The organism is Fulvimarina thalattae (assembly GCF_040239565.1).
GTDB lineage: Bacteria > Pseudomonadota > Alphaproteobacteria > Rhizobiales > Rhizobiaceae > Fulvimarina.
In genome coordinates this window covers 261,129-282,660 of the sequence record NZ_JBEHWS010000004.1, presented here as the reverse complement: position 1 = coordinate 282,660, position 21,532 = coordinate 261,129, and the positions used below count along the sequence as shown (strand labels likewise).

Sequence of the window (21,532 nt, the reverse complement as noted above, 5' to 3'; positions counted from 1 at the left end):
TAGGGGGAACTATAGGGCTAGGGCAAGAAAGGCACGGAGGGCGGTCGAGCCCGATCGGGTGAAAAATGCTGGCCGGATGGGGATGTCGGCGCGCCAAGACACGCGGAGCTTCGCGTCAAACCCCCTTGCCGAACATCCGCTTCAGCATTTCGGCCATCGGGCCTTTTTCAGGCACCTTGACCTGCGGGCCTGTTCCTCGAGCCTGATGGATGTGGCTCTTGCCCTTGGCGGGCTTGCCGGTTTCATTGGGTTTCGGTGTCTTTGGAGGCTTTGACGCGGTCGAGGCATTCGGGCCGCCCGCCGTCGAGATCTTGTTCATGAAGCTCGCGTCCTCGCCCTTCACCAGCGGCTCGATATTGCGCGCGATCGTGTCGAGGAGAGGCTCCAACCACTCCCTGTCGGCTTTGGAAAAATCGCCCAGCACATGGGGCGTGACCGCCTCCTTCCGGCCCGGATGGCCGATGCCGAGACGCATGCGGCGATAGTCCCTGGTGCCGAGATGGGCGTCCGTGGAGCGCAGGCCATTGTGCCCCCCGTTCCCGCCGCCGGTCTTTACCTTCACCCGGCCGGGATCGAGATCGAGTTCATCATGGACGACGATCACGTCCTTCGGGTCGATTTTGTAGAACCGCGCGGCTTCGCCGATCGATCGTCCGGAGTCGTTCATGAAGGTGAGGGGCTTGAGGAGAAGTACCTTTTCACCGCCGATCTGGCCCTCGGAAATCTCGCCGGAGAACTTCTTCGACCATGACGAGAAGCTTGGATCTCGCGCGATCTCGTCGACGGCCATGAAGCCGATATTGTGCCGATTGTCGGCATATTTCGGACCGGGATTGCCAAGGCCTGCGATGAGGATCATGGAGCGTTCCTTTTATCGGGACTTCGGAACCAAAACGGCCGGATGAAACACCCGGCCGTTCGATACATCTGGCGAATGAGAGCGTGAGACGCCAGCCTATTCCGGGCCGGCCTTGGTCTCGCCTTCGACGGTCTGGGCGTCCTGCTCGGTGACTTCGGTCGCCTCGACCTCGTCGGCCTGCGGAGCCTCGTCCTCGGAGATGTCGCCTTCTTCTTCCTCGGAGCGCAGCGCTGCCGGGGTTGCGATCGTCGCGATCGCGAAGTCGCGGTCGGTGATCGTGAACTCGACGCCCTTCGGCAGCTTGACTGCGGAGGCTGCCAGCGTGTCGCCGATTTCCTTATCCGTCAGATCGATCGTGAAGTATTCCGGAATGGCGTTCGCGGAGCACTCGACCTCGACCGCATGGCGCACGATGTTGAGGACGCCGCCGCGCTCGAGCCCAGGAGAGGCCTCTTCGTTCTCGAAGTGAACCGGGATTTCGACCGTCACGCGGGTCTTTTCGCCGACGCGCAGAAAGTCCACATGCTCCAGGAAGTCGCGCACCGGATCGAGCTGGTAGTCGCGCGGGAGAACTTTGATCTTCTCCTTGCCTACCGTGATCGTCGCGAGATTGGTCATGAAGCCGCCGGCGTGAAGCGCAAGGAAAGTTTCCTTGTAGGGGAGCGCGATCGGCAGAGGATCTTTGTTGTCGCCGTAGATGACGGCTGGAATCATGGCGTTGCGGCGCAAAGCTCTGGCGGCCCCCTTGCCGACCTTTTCGCGCTTCTCGGCCTTGACCTCGAAGGTCTGATGCATGGTTTTGTCCTTTGACTGTTGAGGTGGTCGCCCGGCCGCGTCTCGTGCCGGAAACGACGAAAAGCGGCCTGCCACTGGCAAACCGCCCATCTCCGCGCTGCCTCCAAGGGTGTCTGCGCGGACGCCGCAGCCTATAACGCAGGCCTGCCTTGAGGGCAAGCGGGCCGCGTGACGGCTCTTTTCGAGGCGCGTTCGCGTCAGCCGTCGAGAAAACGGGTGGTGCGCGGGGCGGAGCGCTCGATAGTCCGCGGTCGCGGCAATACGACCTCGTCGGGTTTCTCGACGGTTCAGAAGTAGCGGCTGGCCCAGGCCGCGATGATGCCGGCAGCGTATTCGGCATCGGCGCCATCGGTTAGAAAATGCGTCGCGCCTTCCAGCGAGACGAAGCTCTTGGAATGGCGTGCCCGGTCGTGAATCATCCGTGCGTTCTCGATGCCGACGACATCGTCCGTCGGCGAATGCATCACGAGGAGAGCTATATTGAGGGCATCGATCCGTTCGGGCTGAGGCTGGTCTTTCAGATCGTCGACAAACTTCCGGGCAATGGTGAAGGTCCGTCCACCGAGTTCGACCTCGGCGCGTCCATCCTTGCGTATGGCGTCGAGCGCATCCTCGAAATTGTGGGTCACGTGCCAGGCGTCGTAGGGCGCGGCAATCGTCACGACGGCTTTGCATTCTGGAATATCGCTTGCCGCCGCGATCGCCACCGCGCCGCCTAAGCTATGCCCAACGATCAGCTTGGGAGCGGCGTAGTTCTCACGCAGGAAACCGGCGGCTGCGACCGTATCGGCGCGGTCGGTCGAGAAGTTCGTATATTCGAAATCGCCTTCGCTCTGGCCGATACCGGAGAAGTCGAAGCGTAGGGTTGCGATCCCCGCCTCGGCGAGGGCGCGGCTCACTTTGACGCTTGCGAGGAAATCCTTGCCGCAGGTGAAGCAGGAGCAGAACAGCGCGTAGGCCACCGGATCAGCGTCGGGCACTTCGAGCCGCGCGGAAATCCTGTTTCCGTTCGAACCCGTGAACTCGACGGCTCTGCTTTCGGTCATGTCACTTTCCGCGTGGTGATCTGGCGGAAAGGGTAGGACGCAGTAGAAGGAAAGCCACCAGCGCCAAGGCGCCGCCGCCTGACGAGCGGCGCGATTGGGTCCGCAGGCCGATCAGTCGAAGAGGCTGGAAACCGATTCTTCTGAAGCCGTCCGCGCGATCGCTTCGCCGAGGAGATTGGCCGTGGTCACGATGCGGATATTGTCGGTCTCGCGAATCGCCTTGGTCGGCTCGATCGAATCCGTGATGACCAGCTCCTGCAGGCTGGAAGCGGCAATACGGGCCGCCGCGCCGCCGGAGAGGACGCCGTGGGTGATGTAGGCCGAGGCGCTGTTTGCGCCGGCATCGACGAGCGCTGCGGCGGCGTTGCAGAGCGTGCCGCCCGAATCGATGATGTCGTCGATCAGGATGCAGTTCCGGCCGTCGACATCGCCGATGATGTTCATGACTTCCGATTCGCCTGGCCGCTCGCGCCGCTTGTCGACGATGGCGAGCTGTGCGTCGAGCCGCTTGGCCAGAGCGCGGGCACGCACCACGCCGCCGACGTCCGGCGACACGACGGTGAGGTTCGAAAGGTCCTGATGCTCCTTGATGTCACGGGCAAAGAGCGGGATCGCGAAAAGGTTGTCTGTCGGGATGTCGAAAAAGCCCTGGATCTGCCCGGCATGAAGATCGAGGGTCATCACCCGGTCGGCGCCGGCATGGGTAATGAGGTTGGCGACGAGCTTGGCGGAGATCGGTGTGCGGCCGCCGGCTTTCCGATCCTGTCGCGCATAGCCGAAATAAGGGAGGACGGCGGTGATGCGCTTGGCCGAGGCGCGGCGCATCGCGTCGATGATGATCAACAGCTCCATCAGGTGGTCGTTGGCGGGGTAGGACGTCGACTGGAGAATGAAGACGTCTTCGCCGCGCACGTTTTCCTGAATCTCGACGAAGATTTCCTGGTCGGCGAAACGGCGGACCAGAGCCTCGCCCACCGGAAGCTCCAGATATTTCGCCATCGCCTCCGCAAGCGACCGGTTGGAGTTGCCGCTGAAAATTTTCATCACGCTAGTCCGTGTCTCGGCTGTTCCGTCACATCCTTTGCCCCGGGAGCCTGCCGGACGGCTCCCGCGGACGCGCCGCTTTCGCCAGCGCGCTTTACCAGCCTGCCGGGAAACTTCAACCCAAACACCGTTGGGAGTTTCTGGAGATGGTTACGGCTTGTTGCCGTGACATCAACCTGAGGCCTGCGGAAGGCTCTGTGCTTCCTGAAGTGTCGTTCTCGCAACGCGGTCGAGCACCGTACGATCGACGCCCGCCCAAGGACCATCAGGCGACTTAGCGTAACGCTCCTGGCCTTGGATGCGGTGAATGCGCTCGTCATTGGGATCGAGAACGTCCCAGACATAGACCAGCACCGATTGATCGCCCTCATCGAAGGCGCTGAAATATCCTTTGAGGCGTACCGATGCCTGTCCATCGGATGCCGGGCGAATGGTGACGCTGGAGCGGCCTGCTTCGTCGGAGAGGGCCTGAGCGAGAATATTGGCCTGCTCGTTCGGCGCGCCGACGAGTGGCAGGAACTGAACCTCCGATGTCGACCGGCCGAGCGCCGCGGATTGCGTCTGAGTCTGCGTCTGTGGCGCGGGTGCGGGTTGGGACGGCGGCGCAATGCTTGCCTGCTGTTGCGCCGTGGACGCGTCGTTGTCGTCGGAATAGGTCGGCTGCTCGTATGTCTCTGCCGGCTGCTGAACTGTCTGCTGGTTGGAGGACGGCGCAAGGAGCGGCGCCGACTGAATATTGTTCGATGTCGGCGCAGCTTGTTGATAACCGTCGTTCGGCTGAGCCGAGGCGTTCTGCTGATACCCGCTGTTCTGCTGGTAGCCCGCTTTTTGCTGATAGTCTGGATTTTGCTGCGCTGGCTGCTGATAGCCCGCATTCTGTGGCTGGTAGCCCCCCGGCAGCTTTTCGACTGGGTAGGGCGGCGTCGGCGCGGACATGCCGCCATAGCCGCTGGAAAGATCGCTTCCCGACCCCGCGGGGTTGGGGGAGGGCGACCCGTATACGCCGCCGCCCGAGCCGATCGAAGCTGGCGGAACCAGATTGCCATCGACGCTCGACATCATCTCCACGCCAGAACACGCACTGAGCATGCCCGGAGTCATGGCCGCGATAAGAAGGGTAGCCTTCTTTCGATCGAAGCGTCGCTGTCCGGTCACGTTGGTCAAGCCTCTTGCTTATCCCGCCATTCGCTCCGTCCGGCCGGAGGAACGTGTGTCGTGTGACGCTGGGAGAAAAAGCTTGATGGGTGGTGAAGAGAACCTGACCCCGATACCTATAAGTTGTCGGGCACAGTAAACGGAGTCTTGACGGCGTTACCCGTCAGGGCCGGATCACCGGAAGATCGAGCGAGAGTTTCGAGAACGGCTCCGGCGCGCCTTCCGTGGTGAGATAGGTCCGGCCCAGGGTCATCGCGGTACCGCTTTCCGAGTCCATGATGATCATATGAGCAAACAGCGTCATGTCCGGCACGATCTCAGCCGCATTGCCCGACATGAACATCGGTGCATCCATCCAGGACGGCGCATAGCTGGCCCCGAGTGAATAGCCGCAGGCCGACAGGCGGTGGCGGGCGAGATCGTGTTCTTCCATGACCGTCGCATGGGCGTCGAACACGTCGCCGAAGGTCTTGCCGGGCCGCATTGTTTTTTCCACCGCTTCGAGCGCTTCGGTCGCGGCGGCGTAGAGCTCCTGATGGCGCTCCGTTGGCTCGCCGATGATGACCGTGCGCATCAGAGCCGAATGATACTGCGCTTTGACGCCTGCCCATTCGAGGGTGAGCTGATCCTGCTCCTTCAGCTTGCTGCGTCCTGACTTGTAGCGGCAAAGAAGGGCCGCTTCCCCGGAACCGAGAATGAAGGGATTGGCCGGATAGTCGCCGCCTTTTTTCAGGATCGTGCCCTGAAGAACCGCGAGGAGCTCGCCTTCGTCGGCGCCCGGCTTGATCAGCGGCAGGACCTCTTCATAGGCCTCGTCGGCCAGGCGGGTCGCTTCGCGAACCTGCGTGATCTCGGCCGGTGATTTCACGGCGCGGATCAATGGGATCAGGAGCGATGCATCCTTGAGCGAAGCGAAGGAGTCGAGACGCTCCTCGACCATCCTGCCGTTGGCCGCGGTGAGGCCATGGGTTGCCCATTCGACGCCGATCTTGGCGCCGAGGAGGTCCATATCTTCCAGCATGTCGCGCAGTTCGATCACCGGATCGGCGCTTCCCCGGTCCCGCCAGACGATGACGGTTTCGATGATCGAGGTTTGTCGTGCCTGCCGCATATCGGCCGAGCGCGTGAGGAGCCGCATCTGGCCGTCGGCAGTGAAAACCAGGCACTGGAAGAAGCAGAAGCCGAAGGAGTCGTAGCCGGTGAGCCAGTACATGGATTCCTGGGAGAAGAGCATCAGCGCATCGAGCTTCTCCTCCTTCATCCGCGCCATGAGGCGTGCCTGTCGGGCTTCGTATTCCTCGCGAGTGAAATGCAGCATGACGTTCAGCCTTTGACCGCGATTGCTGAAAGCTGGCGTCCGTAATCCGGATCGCCGCGATGTGTCGCCCGGCGGAAAGAGAAGAACCGCTGATCGCCATAGGTACATATACCGACGGACCGACCGTCAACGCCGGCCTTGTTCAGGCGCTCTACGATCAGGCCGGGCAGGTCGAACTGATATTTGCCGGGCGCGACGCCGTCTTCGAAGAACCGGCGAGCGGACGGACCGGCAGCCTCGACAGCCTCGTCGAGACGCTCCGCGCCCACCTCGTAACTGGCTTGGCTGATAGTCGGGCCGAGAATCGCCGTGATACGCGAAAGTTTGGCGCCAAGGCTGACCATGGCTTCGAGGGTCGCCTCGATGACCCCGCCGGTCGCGCCCTTCCAGCCGGCATGGGCTGCGGCGACGACACCCGCTTCTGCATCTGCAAAAAGGATCGGTCCGCAATCGGCCGTGACCACGCCGACAGCAAGACCTTTCGTCTTTGTCACGACGGCATCGGCTTGTGGACGCTCGTCGCCGAACGGCTCTTCTACGATGACGGCCGTTGGCGAATGTATCTGCCATGGGGTCGCGAGCCGATCGGGAGAAACTCCCATGAAACCGAGTGCGCGAGACCGATTCTCGATGACCGCATCGCGCTCGTCATTCGAGCCAAGCCCAGCGTTCATCGATGCATAGAGTCCCGTCGATACGCCGCCGTCACGGGTGAAAAACCCATGGCTTATCGCCGGTCCGAAGGCCTCGGCCGTTTCAACGTGGATTTCGTTCAGCACCCTCGAGCCGCCCCGTGCCCTCATCGCATAATCGGCGCGGATGGTGGTGGAGGGGCGAGGGGAAGTCAATCGCCCTCGTGTCTGTAGTCGAAAGCGATGCGTGACTGTGCCTGCTCAAAGGCGAGGAGCTCAAATGGAACTCGGGCTGGCTGATGAGCGGTGTCGAGAACGCCAAAAGCAGTTACCAGCGAGCACTTGCCCGTGCGATTGCGGATTGACTGAGGGCAATCTCGTTTAAACGCAACGGGCTCATACGGTTGCCGGGACGAGGGAAAGGGCGGTGCGATAGGGTCTTTGCGGCGCCTGCTCCGCGGGCCGATGAACACCACGAAAAACCGCCTTGGTGTCCCGCTTTGTCAGGAACTCGGAGAAAGCTCTTACTTCGAGCGGTCGCGAGATGTGGTAGCCTTGCACAAAGTCCACGGCCGGTTTCTGATCGTGAAGATAGTCGAGACGTTCCTGCGTTTCGATCCCCTCCACAATGAGCATTTTTCCGGAAGCTTCGACCATTTCGATCGCGAGATCGAGCATCCGCGCCTTCACGCTTCCGGAGGCTGCCATGGCGAATCCGCGGTCGATCTTCACGCCGTCGACGGAAAGATCGACGAGGTTCTGCATGTTGGAGTAGCCGGTTCCAAAATCGTCGATGTAGGTGTTGATTCCTGCACGTTTCATCTTCTCGATCTGGACCTGGACGAGCTCGACATCGATCGCCTCGCTTTCCACCAGCTCCGCGACCAGTTCGAACCGTTGTTCAGTTCCTTCGAAGATTCGGAAGATGTCGATCAGCTTGTCTTCTTCCAGATCTCGCGGGAAGAGATTGAACGTCACGCGTAGACGCCGATCGAGGTGTACGTTCTCTGTCAGGTCGCGGAAGGCCCGCTCGACCACGAGCTTGGTGAAGGCGAGCGTCAGCCCGAACTTTTCGATGAGCGGAATGAATTTGTCCGGGAAGACGATCTTGTCGTCGACATCCCGCCAGCGCGCCAGCACCTCGCAGGCAGCGATTTCTCCGGTCTTCATGTCCAGGATCGGCTGGTAGAGGCACTCGACCGACTGCGCCGTGAAATTCCGGCGAAAGCGCGATTCGAAGGACAGATTTCTGGAGATGGCTGCTTTCGTCTGCAGACCGGCACACACGGATACGAAGAGAGCCAGGGCCAGAAAGGCGGCAACGAACGTCAGGTGCATGCCTAAAACGGCCAGAATTGATGCCTCGGTCGCCGCACAGACAAAGCCGTTGCCGAGACATGTCGAATCGCGAAGCTTTAGGTCGTAGGAGGGCAGCGAGGACGAGATGCCTGTGTTGCGCGTTGCCTCGTAGAGCCCTTTGGTGCCCTTGCGGTGCCACCAGTTGCCTGTCTCGGAAACGAAGGCGGTCTCGACCGCGACCCATTCAGGATGCGCGAGCTCGCCCTGAGGTGTGGGTATGACCACGCCCAACGGTCCAGCCCGACCAATCGACGCTTTCATATTGTCATAGCCGAGCGCTTTGACATTGCGGTCGACCCAAAGCTCTGCCTGAAGGTTGCCGAGCTTCATCTGCAGATCCGGCTCACCAAAGTCGATCCGCTCTGAGAATATGCCTGAATTGGAGGAACAGATGACCTCGTTGTCCCGCATATAGAGGAAATCGTTCAGTCCATCCGGCAAGAGCGCAACGCGTTGCAGCTGCCGGAAATAGGTCGTGCTGCAGGGCGGTCCGAGGACTTCTCTCTCGAATGCAAGTATAGCTTCCGTCAGCTTCGTCGACAGAGCGTTATAGGGTTCCAGGGCCTTGGCTGACGTGGTTCGCATCTCGTCCCGAACACCTTGAACAACGAACCATCCGGCGATCAGGCATAGAGACAGGAAAACAAGAATTGCAGCTGCTACACCAATGCTTCGTTGCCGTCTGGCCGAAAGGAAGTGACTGACGATCTTAGCCATTTTTGCGCCCTATGCCCTAGCGACGCATACAACTGGAATAACCCTCAAAGATCGATTAACGTCATCAAAAATTGTAGCATTTCAACGTTTCGGTTCGAGCGATCCAATGAGCTTCAAACCGTCTTTCATGTCATTTGTTTCAACAAGTTGCGTCCGAAGTTTCATTCAATACAACCGGTCTTGCGATCGCTTCGATGGTGGTTTGGGCAAAAGTCTCGCGACGCGGTCGCAACGCCAACAAGAAGCCGATATTTGTGTTGGAAATATCAAGGTTTCTTTGCCGGGGCGCTGGCCGCCGGCCCAAGCAGAAACCCCGTTTCTTAATCGTCACACATTCAATCAAGCGTCCCGTTTCATGATCCATTCAACTTCGGGAGCGGCAACGAAGCGCCATTTGCGCAAGGGGCCGGCCATGACGTTAAGATAATACATCTCGAATCCATAGGGTGCGCCGCAGGGATGATGGCCGCGCGGCACGCAGACGACGTCGCCGTCCCTCACCGCCATTACCTCGTCGAGCGAGCCGTCGTCGGTATAGACACGCTGGAAGGCAAAGCCTGAGGCCGGGTCGAGCCGATGGTAATAGGTCTCTTCCAGATAGGTGATGCGCGGGAAGTCGTCCTCGTCGTGCCGGTGGCTCGGATAGGACGACCAGTTGCCGGCCGGCGTGAAGACCTCCGTCACCAGAAGCCGCTCGGCGACCGGGGAGTCCTCCATGGCGATATTGTTGATAAAGCGCGTGTTGTTGCCCTTGCCACGCTCGGTGAGCGAGATACCGTGCGGGCCGATGCGGCGTGCGGGGTAGTCGGCGTCGTCCGAGGCGGGCGCGGAGCAGACGGCGAGGACACAATCGGTCTCGGCGACCGCGCTCCATTCCGAACTGTGCGGCACGTAGAGACAGTGCGGCGGCGTCTTCTCGAAGACGCTCATGCGCTCGCCGAGGGTGCCGAAATCCTCGCCCGCGCCGCTGATTTGCGCCTTGCCCTCGACCATGACGAGGATGACTTCGCGTTTACCCGTCGCCTCCGACGCGCTCTCGCCGGCGCGGAGGCGATAGAGCGAGAAGCCGACATAGCGCCAGCCGGCGCTTTCCGGCGTGATCTGGTGCACCTTGCCATGGGTGCCGAAGGGCTTCTTCTGAAGATGGCTCATCGCTCGTCCTTCTTCTTGGTGGTGTCGGCCGGTGGAGTGGCGTTTGGATCGTAGGTGATGATCAGCGCCCAGGCGAGCCAGGCTCCCGATCCGAGGAAGAAGAGCGCCCAGAACGTGTTGCCGTTCACCGCCTCGAAGACTCCCCAGGCGAGCGTGAGGACGGTGATGATGAGGCGCCGCCAGAGCGGTCTCAGCCACGGGCTGGAAGTGTCGAACATCCTAAGCGATCAGCCCCGTCTGGCGCGACATTTCCTTCAGCGCCTGAAGGCCCATGCTCTGATATTTGAATGGATCGCGTTCGATCGGGTCCTGCTCGGCCTCGATGACGACCCAGCCGGAATAGCCGGCCTTCGCCGCGGCCTTGAGGACTGGCAGGAAATCGACCACGCCTTCCTCGTCGCCCGGCACGGTGAACATGCCACGGCGCACGCCCTCTAGGAAGGAGAGGTTCTCCTCGCGCAGCATCTTGAGGAAGCCGGGCCGCACATTCTTGCAGTGGATATGCCCGACGCGGTCCATGTATTTTTCTGCGATCGCCGCCGGATCCGCACCGCCGACCGTGCAGTGACCTGTGTCGAGGAGGAGCTTGGTATCCGGGCCGGCAAGCGACATGAAGCGGTCGATGTCGTCGGCGCTCTCGACCACGGTGCCGGTGTGGTGGTGGTAGCAGAAGCGGACGCCTTGCTTCGCGGCATGGCTCGCCAGCGCGTTGATCGCCTCCATGAAGCGCGGCCAGTCGGCCTCGTCCATGATCGGTCGATCGTTCGCCGCCGCCTGGTCGTTGCCGTGAACGGTGTTCGAGCATTCGCAGACGATGATGACGTCGGAGCCGGCTTTCTTCGTCATCTCCAGATGGACGTCCATCGCCGCGATCTCGGTCTCGAGCGTCGAGCCTGTGTCGAGGATGTTGGTCGAATGCCAGCCGCCGACGAATTTCAGGCCGTATTCGCCGATCTTTGCCTTCAGCTCCGTGCCGTCGGTCGGCATCTTGTGGCCCTTCTCGATGCCGTCGAAGCCGATCTTTCGGCAGTCGTCGAGGCATTGGTCGAGGGAGATGTGATCGCCGATCGACCAGTCGTCGTCGTTCGACCAGGCTATCGGGTTCGTTCCAAAGCGGATCATTAAGTGGTCCAGTTCAATAAAAAGGTCGGTCAGCCGGCGGCGCGGATGCGCAGCTGTTCCTCGTATGCCTTGCGGGCGGTCTCGACTTCCTCGCGCGAGGAGACTTCCGGCACGGCCACGTCCCACCAGTGCCCGCCGTCGGGCGTCGAGGGATAGGGGTCGGTGTCGATGACGACCACATAGGGTCCGTCCACATCCTTGCCCTCGGCAAGAGCGGCTTCGAGCTCGGCGATCGAGCCGACGTGTTTGGATGTCGCGCCCATGGACGCGGCATGGGCGGCAAAGTCGATGTTCGAGTGTTCGCCGCGATAGCTGTTGGCAAGGAGATTGTTGAACTCCGCCCCGCCGCAGCCCTGCTGGAGCCGGTTGATACAGCCATAGCCGCGATTGTCGGTGATGACGACGGTGATCTTCTGGCCGAGCATCGCGGCGGTCGCGAGCTCGGAATTCGCCATCATGTAGCTGCCGTCGCCGAGCATACAGACAACGTCGCGCTCCGGCTGCGCCATCTTGATGCCGAGCGCGCCGGCAATCTCGTAGCCCATACAGGAATAGCCGTATTCCATGTGGTAGCCGCCCGGCCGCGGCGTCTTCCAGAGCTTATGGAGCTCGCCGGGCATGGTGCCAGCGGCGCACATGACGACCGTATCCGGCCCGCTCGCACGCTGAACCGCGCCGATGACCTGCTGGTCGGTCGGCAGTTCGTTGGTTTCGTCCGGCGCATCGGTGAGCGGATCGACGGCGGCGAACCATTCCTCTTTCAGCGATGCCGACGGGGCCTCGAAGGCGACATCGCCGAGGGTGTCCGACAGCGCTTCGAGCCCCACGAGGGCATCGCAGCAGAGCGGTTCGGCCTCATGCTTCATGGCGTCATAGGCCGCGACGTTGAGGCTGACGAGCTGGCGCTTCGGGTTGCGGAACAGGTTCCAAGAGCCGGTGGTGAAGTCCTGAAAGCGCGTGCCGACGCCGAGCACGAGATCAGCCTCCGCGCAGACGATGTTGGCCGAAGATGCGCCGGTGACGCCGACGGGGCCGAGATTGAGCGGGTGATCCCAGACGAGCGCCGACTTGCCAGCCTGGCTTTCGACGACGGGGATGCCGTGCTTTTCGGCAAAGGCCCGAAGCGCATCCGTCGCGCCGGCATAATGGACGCCCCCGCCCGCGACTATGACCGGCTTCTTCGCCGCCTTCAGCATGTCCGCCACCGCTGCGACCTCTACCGGATCGGGATGCGGCCGGCGGAAGCGCCAGGTCTTCGGCGTGAAGAAGCTTGCCGGATAATCGTAGGCCTCGGCCTGCACGTCCTGACAGAAGGAGAGGCAAACCGGGCCGCATTCGGCCGGATCGGTCATGGTGCGGAAGGCGCGCGGGAGCGCCGTCAAGAGCTGCTCGGGCCGGGTGATGCGGTCGAAATAGCGGGTCACAGGCCGGAAGGCGTCATTCACAGTTACCAAGCCGTCACCGAAATCCTCCACCTGCTGGAGTACCGGATCGGGGCCGCGATTGGCGAAGACGTCACCGGGCAGGAGAAGTAGCGGCAGGCGGTTCACATGGGCGAGCGCCGCAGCGGTGACCATGTTCGTCGCGCCGGGGCCGATCGAGGAGGTGACGGCCATCGCGCGGCGGCGGTTCGATTGCTTGGCATAGGCGGTCGCGGCGTGGCACATGGTCTGCTCGTTGTGCCCGCGATAGGTCTGGATGTTCTCCCGCTCGCCATAGAGCGCCTCGCCGAGGGCGGCGACATTGCCATGGCCGAAGATCGCCCAGACGCCGGCGAGAAAAGGCTCGCCGTCCTCGTTGAGCTGGGCGGCAATGTATTTCACCAGCGCCTGTGCGGCGGTCAGTCGGATCGTGCTCATTTTGTGTCTCCTCCCGCGCGGGCCTCGTCCCAGAGGGCGCAGAGGCGCGCGTATCGATCCGCCATCTGCGAAACGGCCGCATCCGGCGTGATCTCGTCCTTCATGTAGGCTTTCGCGGCGTCCGCAAAGATGGTGCGGCCGACGGCAAAGCCTTTGACCAGCGGAAATTTCGCGGCCTTGGCGAAGCTCGCTTTCAGCGAGTCTTCGGTCGCTTCAAGCCCGAGGACCACGATGCCGCGCACATGCGGGTCATTCTCCTGGATCGCGGCGCAGGCGTTGCGCCAGCCGGATTCGCTCACCATCGGCTCCAGCTTCCACCAGTCGGGATAGACACCGAGATCGTAGAAGCGGCGGATGACGGTCGCCGTCGTCTCGTCGTCGACCGGTCCGGCCTTGGAGGGGATGACCTCCAGCAAGAATTCCAGCCGGTTGCGGCGGGCGGCGGCGACGAGGCGCTGAACGGTGGCCTCCTGCCTCGCCCACATCTCAGCATAGTCGTCCGGATGGCAGAAGCAGAGGCATTTGACCACGTGCTCGGCCGGCCATTCGGCGAGACCGCCATAGTCCGCGCCGATCTCCGGCTCCAGTTCCAAGGGGCGCGAGCCGGGCCATTCCACCGGCCGGCCGATCCACAGGCCGCGACCCGCCGCGCGGTAGAGCGCCTGCCGCCCGAGCCGCCCGTCACAGAGGAGGCCGTAGCCGGGCCGCCCGTCCTGCACCTTGAGGACGGCGTCGAGGCAGAGCTGCTTGAATGCGCCGATCTTGTCCGCGTCCGCGCCGGGGAGATCCTCCAGCTGCATGCGGTGGTCGAAGGCGAAGACGCGCATTTCCGGCCAGTCGCCGTTGCGGTTGGTCGACCAGTGGACCTGTTCCAGTTCGGCGTCCTTGCGCAGCGCCTTTTCGGTTACGCCGCGCTTCAGGAAGAATTCAAGTTCGGCGAGCGAGGGATAGGCCGGTGTGCAGCCATGGCGCGAGACGGCGAAGGCCCCGCAGGCATTGGCGTATTTCAGCGCCGTCGGCCAGTCTTCGTCGTCGAGCCAGCCCTTGAGGAGACCGGACATGAAGCCATCGCCCGCGCCGAGGACGTTGAAGACCTCGATCGGGAAGCCCGGCCCGGTCTGGCCGTCTTCGAGGCTCTCCGGGATGGAGCCCTCGAAGGCCGCCGCGCCGGCCGCGCCGCGCTTGCAGATGAGCGTCGCGTTCGACACCGAGCGAACCGTCCTCAGCGCGCCGATCGTATCGGTCGTGCCGCCGGCGATGTGGAACTCCTCCTCCGTACCGACGATGAGATCGAAGAGGTGGAGCGTCGATTGCAGCTTCTCGGTGACGGTGTCCGAAGCGATGAAGCGTTCCTCGCCCGCATCGTGGCCGGCGAGACCCCAGAGGTTCGGCCTGTAATCGATGTCGAGCGCGGTGCGCGCGCCGTGTTCACGGGCAAGCTGAAGCGCCTTCAGGACGGCAGCTTCCGTGCGCGGATTGGAAAGATGCGTTCCGGTCGCAACGACGGCTCGCGCGCGGGCGATGAAGTCCTCGTCGATATCGTCTTCGGACAGCGCCATGTCGGCGCAGTTCTCCCGGTAGAAAATTAGCGGAAACTGCTCCTCGTCGCGAATGCCGAGGAGGACGAGGGCGGTGAGGCGCTCCGGATCGGTGACGACGCCGGTCACGTCGACGCCCTCGCGCTCTAGCTCCTCGCGGAGGAAGCGCCCCATATGCTCGTCGCCGACGCGGGTGATGAGGGCCGATTTAAGACCGAGGCGAGCCGTGCCGGTCGCCATATTGGTGGGCGAGCCGCCGACATATTTATCGAAGCTCCGCATGTCCTCCAGCCGGCCGCCGACCTGTGCCCCGTAGAGATCGACCGAAGAGCGGCCGATCGTGATGAGATCAAGATCCTTGGTCATGCCTGGCGACCCCATGCGGCGGTAGATGCCAGTTCTGGTCCGGTATGGAGTCCCGTCATTGTCGTCCTCCCCTGTGCGGCGCGGTGGCCGGGATGCGCGGCAGGTGTCCAGATTTCCCGGTGCCACCGCGAACGGTCCAATTTGGAATATTTATTCCATTTTGCGCCTCACTGGCCGGCATGTCAACGGGCCTTCTTGCGAATGGTCCCGATTGCGACGGAGAGTGCGGTCGCTAATGTTAGCGCCGCCGTTGGAACGCGGAACGCGCCCACCTCCACCTCCCGCGCGATGAGGAGATGGCGGGCGTGATCGCCAAGCGGGCATTCGGCCGTATCGCTCAGAGCAACGAGCGGGACGCCACGCTCGGCCGCGCGCGTCGCGACCTCGATCGTCTCGGGCGAATAGGGTGAAAAGGTCACCGCGAAGACCGCGTCCTCAGGCCGGATCGCATGGTCGCTGGCGAGGTGTCCGGCCGCGTGGTGGAGCAGCGTCGGCACCTCCATCTTGTCGAGGAGATAGGCCATGGTGCTGACGATCGGAAAGGCACGGCGCAGGCCGACCAGGTGGATCGTCCCGGCACTGGAGAGAGCCTCCGCCGCGCCCTGCAATGCCGAAGGTTCGAGCCCGCTCGTCAGGGCCTCCAGCGATTGGCGGCCGGCAACGGCGAATTCGGCGGTAAGGGCTCCGACATTCTGCGCGCTCGCCTCGCCGATCCGCGACAGGCGCTCGGCGTAATCGGGGCGCGACTGGGCATATTCGGCGCGAAACAGCGCCTGCATCGGCGAATAGCCGGAAAAGCCGAGCGACTGGCAGAAGCGCATGAAGGCGGATGGCGGCACTTCCGCGCCGGCCGCCATATCGGCGACCGTCGAGACCGCGACGAGATGCATGTTCCGCCGCAGGTGAATCGAGCACTGTTTCAGCCGTTTCGGCAGGCCAGCCTCGATGCGATCCAGCTGGTCCAGCAGTTCGGCGATCGTCGCCGGGCTGGTTCTTGCGTCGTCGGTGATCGACGTCATCGAAGGGGCCTCGCTCTTGACAGAAGCCGCCGATGAGCGCACTCCCGTTTTGGAATATAAATTCTAATTCGGTGGAGAGCAAATGATGCCGGGAGAAAGCCTCGGTCTCGGCCTCATCGGCACGGGTTTCATGGGCAAGGCGCATGCGCTGGCCTATCGCTCGGCGCGCGCCGTCTTCGGCCAGCTGCCCCATCTCGACCTCGCCTGCCTCTGCGATCAGCCGGATGACCGCGCCCGCGCCATGGCCGATCAGTTCGGATTTTCGCGCGCGACCAGCGACTGGCGCGACCTCGTCGCCGATCCGCAAGTCGACATCGTCTCGATCACGACGCCCAACGCGCTCCACAAGGAGATCGCGCTGGTGGCGATTGCGGCGGGCAAGCATGTCCACTGCGAAAAGCCCCTCGCACTCACGCTGGACGATGCCCGCGAGATGGAGGCGGCCGCGCGCGAAAAGGGCGTGCGGACCATGGTCGGCTACAACTACATCCATAATCCGGCTTTCACCCATGCGGTCCGGCTCATTGCGGAGGGCGCGATCGGAACGCCGGTGCATTTCCGCGGCTTCGTCGATGAGGACTACCAGGCCGATCCAGAGCTCTTCTGGAGCTGGCGTTCGCGGCGAGCCGATGCGGGCCTTGGCGCGCTGGGCGATATCGGCTGCCATCTCGTTTCCATGGCCTGCGGGCTGATGGGGCCGATAGAAAGCCTCGTCGCCGATACCCAGATCATCCATCCGACACGGCGTCTTGCGACAGGCCCCGGCTCGGCGGAAGTGGAGAACGAGGACGCCGCGAGCGCGCTGGTGCGCTTCGCCAACGGCGCGCAGGGCACCATCAACGCCTCGCGCTCGGCCTGGGGCCGCAAGAACAAGCTCGAATGGGAGGTGCATGGCACCAGGGGCATGCTCGCCTTTTCCCAGGAGCGGATGAACGAACTCCAGATATACGTGAACGAGGGCCCGGTCGGCCGGCAGGGCTTTTCGACCATCCTGACCGGGCCGGAGCATCCGCCCTATGGAGCGTTCTGCCCCGCGCCGGGCCATCAGCTCGGCTTCGGCGACCTGAAGACCATCGAGGTCGCCGCCTTCCTTCGCGCCATCGCGGCCGGCGAGGAGGCGTATCCCAATTTCACCGACGCGCTCGCCTTCGAGGCCGTCATCCACGCCATCGATCAGTCCGCCCGCGAAGAGCTGCGCGTCACGCTCTGACATCTCGCCTTGGAGGGAACCCCATGAAAACCGCCATCTTCGGTGCCGGCCGTATCGGCAAGGTCCACGCCGCCTCGATCCGCATGGACCCGCGCAGCGAGCTCGTAGCCGTCACCGATGTCGTCGGCGAAGCCGCCGAGGCGCTGGGCAAGGAGTATGGCATCGCGGTACGTAGCCCGGAAGATATCCTTGGTGATCCGGCGATCGAGGCGATCCTGATCGCATCTTCGACCAACACCCATGCTGATCTCATCGAAAAGGGTGTTGCAGGCGGCAAGGCGATCTTTTGCGAAAAGCCGATCGATCTCGATCTTGGCCGCGCGCGGGAGGTTCAGGCGATAGCGTCGAAGTCGGCTAAGCCGGTGATGATGGGCTTCAACCGTCGCTTCGACCCTAACTTTTCCGCGCTGAAGGGCGCGTTCGCGGGCGGCGAGATCGGCAAGGGCGAAATGCTGGCCGTCACCTCTTACGATCCGGGCCCTCCGCCGGTCTCCTATATCAAGGTCTCCGGTGGTCTCTTCCGCGACATGATGATCCACGATTTCGACATCTGCGCCTGGCTCTTCGGCATGCCGGAGAAGGTGACGGCCTCGGGCTCCTGCCTCGTCGATCCGGAAATCGGCAAGGCTGGCGACATCGATACAGCGGTCGTCATCCTGCACTATCCGGACGGCCGCATCGCGACCATCCGCAATTCCCGCCGGGCGGTCTATGGCTACGACCAGCGCATAGAGCTTCTGGGCTCAGAGGGCATGCTCCAGGCCGAGAACGTTCTCGAAAACAGCGTCACGAAGTCGACCACGGCAGGCGTGACCTCGGCGAAACCCGTCTACTTCTTTCTCGAACGCTATATGCGCGCCTATGGCATCGAATGGGCTCGCTTCGTGGACGCGGTCGTCGATGGTAAGCCGGTGCCCGCCACGGTAGAAGACGGTGTCAATGCGTTGCTCCTTGCGGAGGCTGCGAACGTCTCGCTGAAGGAAGGCCGCAGCGTAGAACTCGCATCTCTCTGAGGCGGAGCAGGCTTCCGAGGTTTGAAATTATATAGACCGCGAAGTTCCGATAGACTTCGCGGCTTTTCTTGTCAGGCGACGCTCAGACCGTACCGCCGAGGCTGCTTTCGAGTTCCACCATGTCCTGGCCGCCGGCCATGAGGTCCTGAAGCTCTTCGGCCGTGATCTTGTCCTTGGTCGAGGTACCGAAGGTCTTGCCCCGGTTGAGCACCGTGAACCGATCTCCCACCGCCATGGCGTGCCGCACATTGTGGGTGATGAAGACGACGGCGATGCCGTCCTTGCGCACCCGGTCGATCGTGGACAGAACGCTCGCGGTCTGGCGCACTCCCAAGGCAGACGTCGGCTCGTCGAGGATCAGCACCTTCGCCCCGAAATAGACCGCGCGCGAAATCGCCACGGTCTGGCGCTCGCCGCCGGACAGCGTGCCGACGGCCTGATCGGCTTCGCGGAGATGGATGCCCATGCGGCCCATCTCCTTCATCGTCACTTCTTCGGCGGTCTTGGTGTCGAAGCGCTTGAAGGGGCCCCAGCCCTTGGTGGGCTCGCGGCCCATCCAGAAGTTCCGGGTGACGCTCATCAGCGGGATCATCGCAAGGTCCTGATAGACCGTCGCGATGCCGGCATCCATCGCCTCGCGCGGGCTGTCGAAGGAAACCTCCTCGCCGTTCACATAGATCTTGCCCTTGGTCGGCTTGTGGACGCCGGACATGGTCTTGATGAATGTGGACTTGCCCGCACCGTTGTCGCCGAGAAGGCAGTGGCATTCGCCGGGGCGCACGTCGAAGGAGACGCCCGAGAGCGCGACGATATTGCCGAAGTGCTTCTCGATATTCTCCATGTGGACGATCGGTTCGCTCATCTTACCGCTCCCCCGTCACACGCTTGCGAATGATGTTGTTGAAGAGCACGGCGATGAGCAGCATGCCGCCGAGGAAGACCTGATACCAGTCCTGATCGATCTGAGTGTAGGTCAGCCCGATCAGGACCATGCCGAAAATGATCGCGCCGAAGAACGCGCCCACCGCGGAGCCGTAGCCGCCGGTCAGCAGGCATCCGCCGATGACGGCCGCGATGATCGCCTCGAACTCCTTCTGGAAGCCGCGCCGTGCGTCGGTCGAACCGGCGTCGAGCACGGTGAGGATCGCAACGAGCGCGGCGCAGCAGGCCGTCAGCATGAAGAGCGCGGTCTTCACCCGGCGCACCGGGACGCCGGAATTCTTCGCGGCATTGGCGTCGCCGCCAGCGGCGAAGATCCAGTTTCCGGCGGGGGTGCGCAGGAGGATCCAGGTGAGAACCAGCGTGAGGCCGATGAACCAGAGGATTTCCACGGGAACGCCTTCGACCTTCGGGGTACCGTTCGAGAAGGAGTCGATCCAGCCCTGTTCGGCCATCCATGCAAAGAGGCCCCTAAAGGCGCGACCGGAAAAGATCGGCAGCAGCCAGTCGTCCTGAACCGCGCTGTTGATGCCGCGCATCTGGGTGGAGCCGTTCGTCGCCCACTTCAGGCCAACGAGGCTCAAGCCCCGCAGGATGAAGAGGAAGGCGAGCGTGACGATAAAGGAGGGAAGTCCCGTGCGCAGGACGATCTCGGCGTTGAGCAGCCCGAACATCGCCGCGACCACCAGCGTCAGAGCGATGGCGATGAGGAGTGGCAGCTGAAACACCGTCAGCGCCGTGCCGAAGACGAGGCCGGCAAAGGCCACCATAGAGCCGACGGAGAGGTCGAACTCGCCGCCCACCATCAGGAGCGCCGCGCCCAAAGCGAGAATGCCGAGCTGGGCCGCAGGTGTCAGGAAGTTAAGGACGCCCGACAGCGAGAACATCACCGGATTGGCGGCGAAGATGAAGAAGATCGTCACTGCAACGACGCCGGCGATCGCGCCGAGTTCGGGCCGTTTGAGAAGCTGGGAGATGAACGAGCTCTTCTTGAGCCGTTCGTCCTTTTCGGCGGTTTCGGCTGTCATGATCTCCTCCCGGTCCTCACGTCGGCTTCGCCAGCACCGCTACGCGACGGCGTCGGTCGCCGCACCTTATCCAGCCGTGTTCGATGGCGGTCTCGGCGACGGTCAGGCGCTACAGCATGCGGAGCCGCAAATCTTTAAATGCAAAGACGCCGGGCCGCCTGAGGGCGGTCCGGCAATGCTACGTGCGGATGCGCACTGGCTTTAGCGAATGCCCTGCGCGGAGAGATCGATCACCTGCTGGGCGTCGTCCTGCATCACGAGGTTCGGGCCAGAGGGCACGTCGCCGCCGGGTACGAGGCCGAACTTCGCGTTGAGGTTCAGGAAGACGACCGGCAGATAGCCCTGCAGATACTGCTGCTGGTCGATCGCGAAGGCAGCCTTGCCGTCGGCGATCGCCTGCAGGAAGTTCGCCGAAAGGTCGAAGCTCGCGACGCGCACGTCTTCCAGCTTGTTCAGCGATTCGACGGCGGCCACCGAAGGCTCGCCGGCAGTCGGTGCGCCGAGGGCGAGAACCGTGTCGATCTCCTCGTTCGACTGGAGCGCGGCGCGGACCTTGGCCTCCACATCGGCCGGATCATTGGTGGTCGGCAGCACTTCGACCGTACCGCCGAAGCCTTCCGAGAAGCCTTCGCAGCGCTGGTCGAGCGAGACGTTGCCGACCTCCTGATTGACGCAGATCGCGGTCGTGCCGCCCATCTCCTTCAGCTGCTCACCCGCGCGGACGCCGGCATCGTATTCGCTCTGGCCCACATGAAGGAGAGCACCGAGATCCTTGGCGACGTCACTTCCGGAATTGAGCGAGATTACCGGAATGCCGGCCTGTGTGGCACGTTCGATCGACTGGCTGAGCGCGTCGGCGTCGGGGATCGAGACGGCGATGCCGTCAGGCTCCTGATTGACCGCGGCGTCGATGAGCTGGCTCATCGCGACCATGTCGAAGGTTTCGGGTGCGCGGTAGGAGACGTCCGCGCCGGTGTCCTGCGCGGCCTGATCGACGCCGTTCTTGACGACGGACCAGAACGGATCGTTGGCCTGGCCGTGCGTTACGACGATGATCGTCGGCGTTTCGCCGTCCTGCGCGGCGGCAGGAATGGTCGAGACAGCGGCGAGGCTGAGAATGCCTGCTCCTACGGCGAGTGACTTGAGAAGTGATGCCATGGATTTCCTCCCAGAAAACGGCAGTGTCGGCCGCAGCTGAAATCTCTTCGCCGCGGCTCGTGGATAAGTTTGGGGTGTGCCTCCCGCGCACCATCCGGGATCATCTTAGGAAGCGGACAATCGCAAATGCAAGGATTGATCTTGGTTAATGAAGAATTCCGCGCTGCACCATTATCCAAGGCGTTGAAGGTGTTCGGCAAGGG

Annotated in this window: 19 protein-coding genes; 2 read left to right on the top strand and 17 right to left on the bottom strand. The window is 62.8% G+C overall.

All coding sequences use genetic code 11. From position 1 onward, the window contains the following. Positions 1-115: 115 nt before the first annotated feature. From pth to ABRA89_RS07680, 14 genes are all read right to left on the bottom strand, one after another. The gene (gene pth, locus ABRA89_RS07745) at positions 116-859 is read right to left on the bottom strand and encodes an aminoacyl-tRNA hydrolase (RefSeq protein WP_349940871.1); all 744 of its coding nucleotides are present in this window, start codon (positions 857-859) and stop codon (positions 116-118) included. A gap of 96 nt (positions 860-955) precedes the next feature. After that, complete coding sequence (locus tag ABRA89_RS07740; protein ID WP_349940870.1) at positions 956-1,654, bottom strand: 50S ribosomal protein L25/general stress protein Ctc; 699 nt, start codon at positions 1,652-1,654, stop codon at positions 956-958. Positions 1,655-1,941: 287 nt separating this feature from the next. Further along, the gene (locus ABRA89_RS07735) at positions 1,942-2,700 is read right to left on the bottom strand and encodes an alpha/beta hydrolase family protein (RefSeq protein ID WP_349940869.1); all 759 of its coding nucleotides are present in this window, start codon (positions 2,698-2,700) and stop codon (positions 1,942-1,944) included. A gap of 111 nt (positions 2,701-2,811) precedes the next feature. Then, positions 2,812-3,744: a ribose-phosphate pyrophosphokinase gene (locus ABRA89_RS07730; protein WP_349940868.1), complete on the bottom strand. Its 933-nt coding sequence runs from the start codon at positions 3,742-3,744 to the stop codon at positions 2,812-2,814. Positions 3,745-3,915: 171 nt separating this feature from the next. Continuing rightward, positions 3,916-4,899 (bottom strand): hypothetical protein, encoded by a 984-nt coding sequence (locus tag ABRA89_RS07725; RefSeq protein ID WP_349940867.1) that lies wholly within the window; start codon positions 4,897-4,899, stop codon positions 3,916-3,918. Positions 4,900-5,062: 163 nt separating this feature from the next. Continuing rightward, positions 5,063-6,217, bottom strand: coding sequence for a M24 family metallopeptidase (locus ABRA89_RS07720; RefSeq protein WP_349940866.1), 1,155 nt, complete (start codon positions 6,215-6,217; stop codon positions 5,063-5,065). A 5-nt stretch (positions 6,218-6,222) separates the two neighbouring features. Further along, complete coding sequence (pgeF, locus tag ABRA89_RS07715) at positions 6,223-7,020, bottom strand: peptidoglycan editing factor PgeF (protein WP_349940922.1); 798 nt, start codon at positions 7,018-7,020, stop codon at positions 6,223-6,225. A gap of 225 nt (positions 7,021-7,245) precedes the next feature. Beyond that, positions 7,246-8,793, bottom strand: a complete 1,548-nt coding sequence (locus ABRA89_RS07710; RefSeq protein WP_349940865.1) for an EAL domain-containing protein — start codon at positions 8,791-8,793, stop codon at positions 7,246-7,248. A 471-nt stretch (positions 8,794-9,264) separates the two neighbouring features. Then, positions 9,265-10,077 carry a 5-deoxy-glucuronate isomerase gene (gene iolB, locus ABRA89_RS07705; protein ID WP_349940864.1) on the bottom strand — a complete coding sequence of 271 codons (813 nt, stop codon included), beginning with the start codon at positions 10,075-10,077 and terminating at the stop codon, positions 9,265-9,267. Next, positions 10,074-10,295: a hypothetical protein gene (locus tag ABRA89_RS07700; protein ID WP_349940863.1), complete on the bottom strand. Its 222-nt coding sequence runs from the start codon at positions 10,293-10,295 to the stop codon at positions 10,074-10,076. The genes iolB and ABRA89_RS07700 overlap by 4 nt, the downstream gene beginning before the upstream one ends. 1 nt (position 10,296) lies before the next feature. After that, positions 10,297-11,199, bottom strand: coding sequence for a myo-inosose-2 dehydratase (gene iolE / locus ABRA89_RS07695; protein WP_349940862.1), 903 nt, complete (start codon positions 11,197-11,199; stop codon positions 10,297-10,299). A 29-nt stretch (positions 11,200-11,228) separates the two neighbouring features. Next, a complete protein-coding gene (gene iolD / locus ABRA89_RS07690; RefSeq protein WP_349940861.1) occupies positions 11,229-13,058 on the bottom strand; it encodes a 3D-(3,5/4)-trihydroxycyclohexane-1,2-dione acylhydrolase (decyclizing) in 1,830 nt (609 codons plus the stop codon). Beyond that, positions 13,055-14,962, bottom strand: coding sequence for a bifunctional 5-dehydro-2-deoxygluconokinase/5-dehydro-2-deoxyphosphogluconate aldolase (locus ABRA89_RS07685; protein WP_349940860.1), 1,908 nt, complete (start codon positions 14,960-14,962; stop codon positions 13,055-13,057). Before ABRA89_RS07685 ends, iolD begins: the two co-directional genes overlap by 4 nt. Before the next feature lie 182 nt (positions 14,963-15,144). Continuing rightward, on the bottom strand, positions 15,145-15,981 hold the full coding sequence (locus ABRA89_RS07680; protein ID WP_349940859.1) for a MurR/RpiR family transcriptional regulator: 837 nt from the start codon (positions 15,979-15,981) through the stop codon (positions 15,145-15,147). An 82-nt stretch (positions 15,982-16,063) separates the two neighbouring features. Here ABRA89_RS07680 and ABRA89_RS07675 point away from each other — a divergent pair, with 82 nt between their 5' ends. Together ABRA89_RS07675 and iolG are read left to right on the top strand one after the other, a co-directional pair. Then, on the top strand, positions 16,064-17,191 hold the full coding sequence (locus ABRA89_RS07675; RefSeq protein ID WP_349940858.1) for a Gfo/Idh/MocA family protein: 1,128 nt from the start codon (positions 16,064-16,066) through the stop codon (positions 17,189-17,191). 23 nt (positions 17,192-17,214) lie between these two features. Then, positions 17,215-18,204 (top strand): inositol 2-dehydrogenase, encoded by a 990-nt coding sequence (iolG, locus tag ABRA89_RS07670; protein ID WP_349940857.1) that lies wholly within the window; start codon positions 17,215-17,217, stop codon positions 18,202-18,204. Between the two features lie 82 nt (positions 18,205-18,286). On the opposite strand, the gene ABRA89_RS07665 is transcribed toward iolG, so the two are convergent. The 3 genes from ABRA89_RS07665 to ABRA89_RS07655 form a co-directional block, all read right to left on the bottom strand. Then, a complete protein-coding gene (locus ABRA89_RS07665; protein ID WP_349940856.1) occupies positions 18,287-19,066 on the bottom strand; it encodes an ATP-binding cassette domain-containing protein in 780 nt (259 codons plus the stop codon). 1 nt (position 19,067) lies between these two features. Further along, positions 19,068-20,171, bottom strand: coding sequence for an ABC transporter permease (locus ABRA89_RS07660; RefSeq protein ID WP_349940855.1), 1,104 nt, complete (start codon positions 20,169-20,171; stop codon positions 19,068-19,070). Between the two features lie 201 nt (positions 20,172-20,372). Continuing rightward, a complete protein-coding gene (locus ABRA89_RS07655) occupies positions 20,373-21,329 on the bottom strand; it encodes a sugar ABC transporter substrate-binding protein (RefSeq protein ID WP_349940854.1) in 957 nt (318 codons plus the stop codon). Between the last annotated feature and the right edge of the window lie 203 nt (positions 21,330-21,532).

Coding starts and splice junctions, on each gene's coding strand:
- iolD (WP_349940861.1), bottom strand. CDS start 13,058: ATGAGCACGATCCGACTGACCGCCGCACAGGCGCTGGTGAAATACATT.
- ABRA89_RS07675 (WP_349940858.1), top strand. CDS start 16,064: ATGATGCCGGGAGAAAGCCTCGGTCTCGGCCTCATCGGCACGGGTTTC.
- ABRA89_RS07710 (WP_349940865.1), bottom strand. CDS start 8,793: ATGCGAACCACGTCAGCCAAGGCCCTGGAACCCTATAACGCTCTGTCG.
- ABRA89_RS07680 (WP_349940859.1), bottom strand. CDS start 15,981: ATGACGTCGATCACCGACGACGCAAGAACCAGCCCGGCGACGATCGCC.
- ABRA89_RS07685 (WP_349940860.1), bottom strand. CDS start 14,962: ATGACCAAGGATCTTGATCTCATCACGATCGGCCGCTCTTCGGTCGAT.
- ABRA89_RS07660 (WP_349940855.1), bottom strand. CDS start 20,171: ATGACAGCCGAAACCGCCGAAAAGGACGAACGGCTCAAGAAGAGCTCG.
- pgeF (WP_349940922.1), bottom strand. CDS start 7,020: ATGAGGGCACGGGGCGGCTCGAGGGTGCTGAACGAAATCCACGTTGAA.
- ABRA89_RS07700 (WP_349940863.1), bottom strand. CDS start 10,295: ATGTTCGACACTTCCAGCCCGTGGCTGAGACCGCTCTGGCGGCGCCTC.
- ABRA89_RS07720 (WP_349940866.1), bottom strand. CDS start 6,217: ATGCTGCATTTCACTCGCGAGGAATACGAAGCCCGACAGGCACGCCTC.
- iolE (WP_349940862.1), bottom strand. CDS start 11,199: ATGATCCGCTTTGGAACGAACCCGATAGCCTGGTCGAACGACGACGAC.
- ABRA89_RS07655 (WP_349940854.1), bottom strand. CDS start 21,329: ATGGCATCACTTCTCAAGTCACTCGCCGTAGGAGCAGGCATTCTCAGC.
- pth (WP_349940871.1), bottom strand. CDS start 859: ATGATCCTCATCGCAGGCCTTGGCAATCCCGGTCCGAAATATGCCGAC.
- ABRA89_RS07740 (WP_349940870.1), bottom strand. CDS start 1,654: ATGCATCAGACCTTCGAGGTCAAGGCCGAGAAGCGCGAAAAGGTCGGC.
- ABRA89_RS07735 (WP_349940869.1), bottom strand. CDS start 2,700: ATGACCGAAAGCAGAGCCGTCGAGTTCACGGGTTCGAACGGAAACAGG.
- iolB (WP_349940864.1), bottom strand. CDS start 10,077: ATGAGCCATCTTCAGAAGAAGCCCTTCGGCACCCATGGCAAGGTGCAC.
- ABRA89_RS07665 (WP_349940856.1), bottom strand. CDS start 19,066: ATGAGCGAACCGATCGTCCACATGGAGAATATCGAGAAGCACTTCGGC.
- iolG (WP_349940857.1), top strand. CDS start 17,215: ATGAAAACCGCCATCTTCGGTGCCGGCCGTATCGGCAAGGTCCACGCC.
- ABRA89_RS07730 (WP_349940868.1), bottom strand. CDS start 3,744: ATGAAAATTTTCAGCGGCAACTCCAACCGGTCGCTTGCGGAGGCGATG.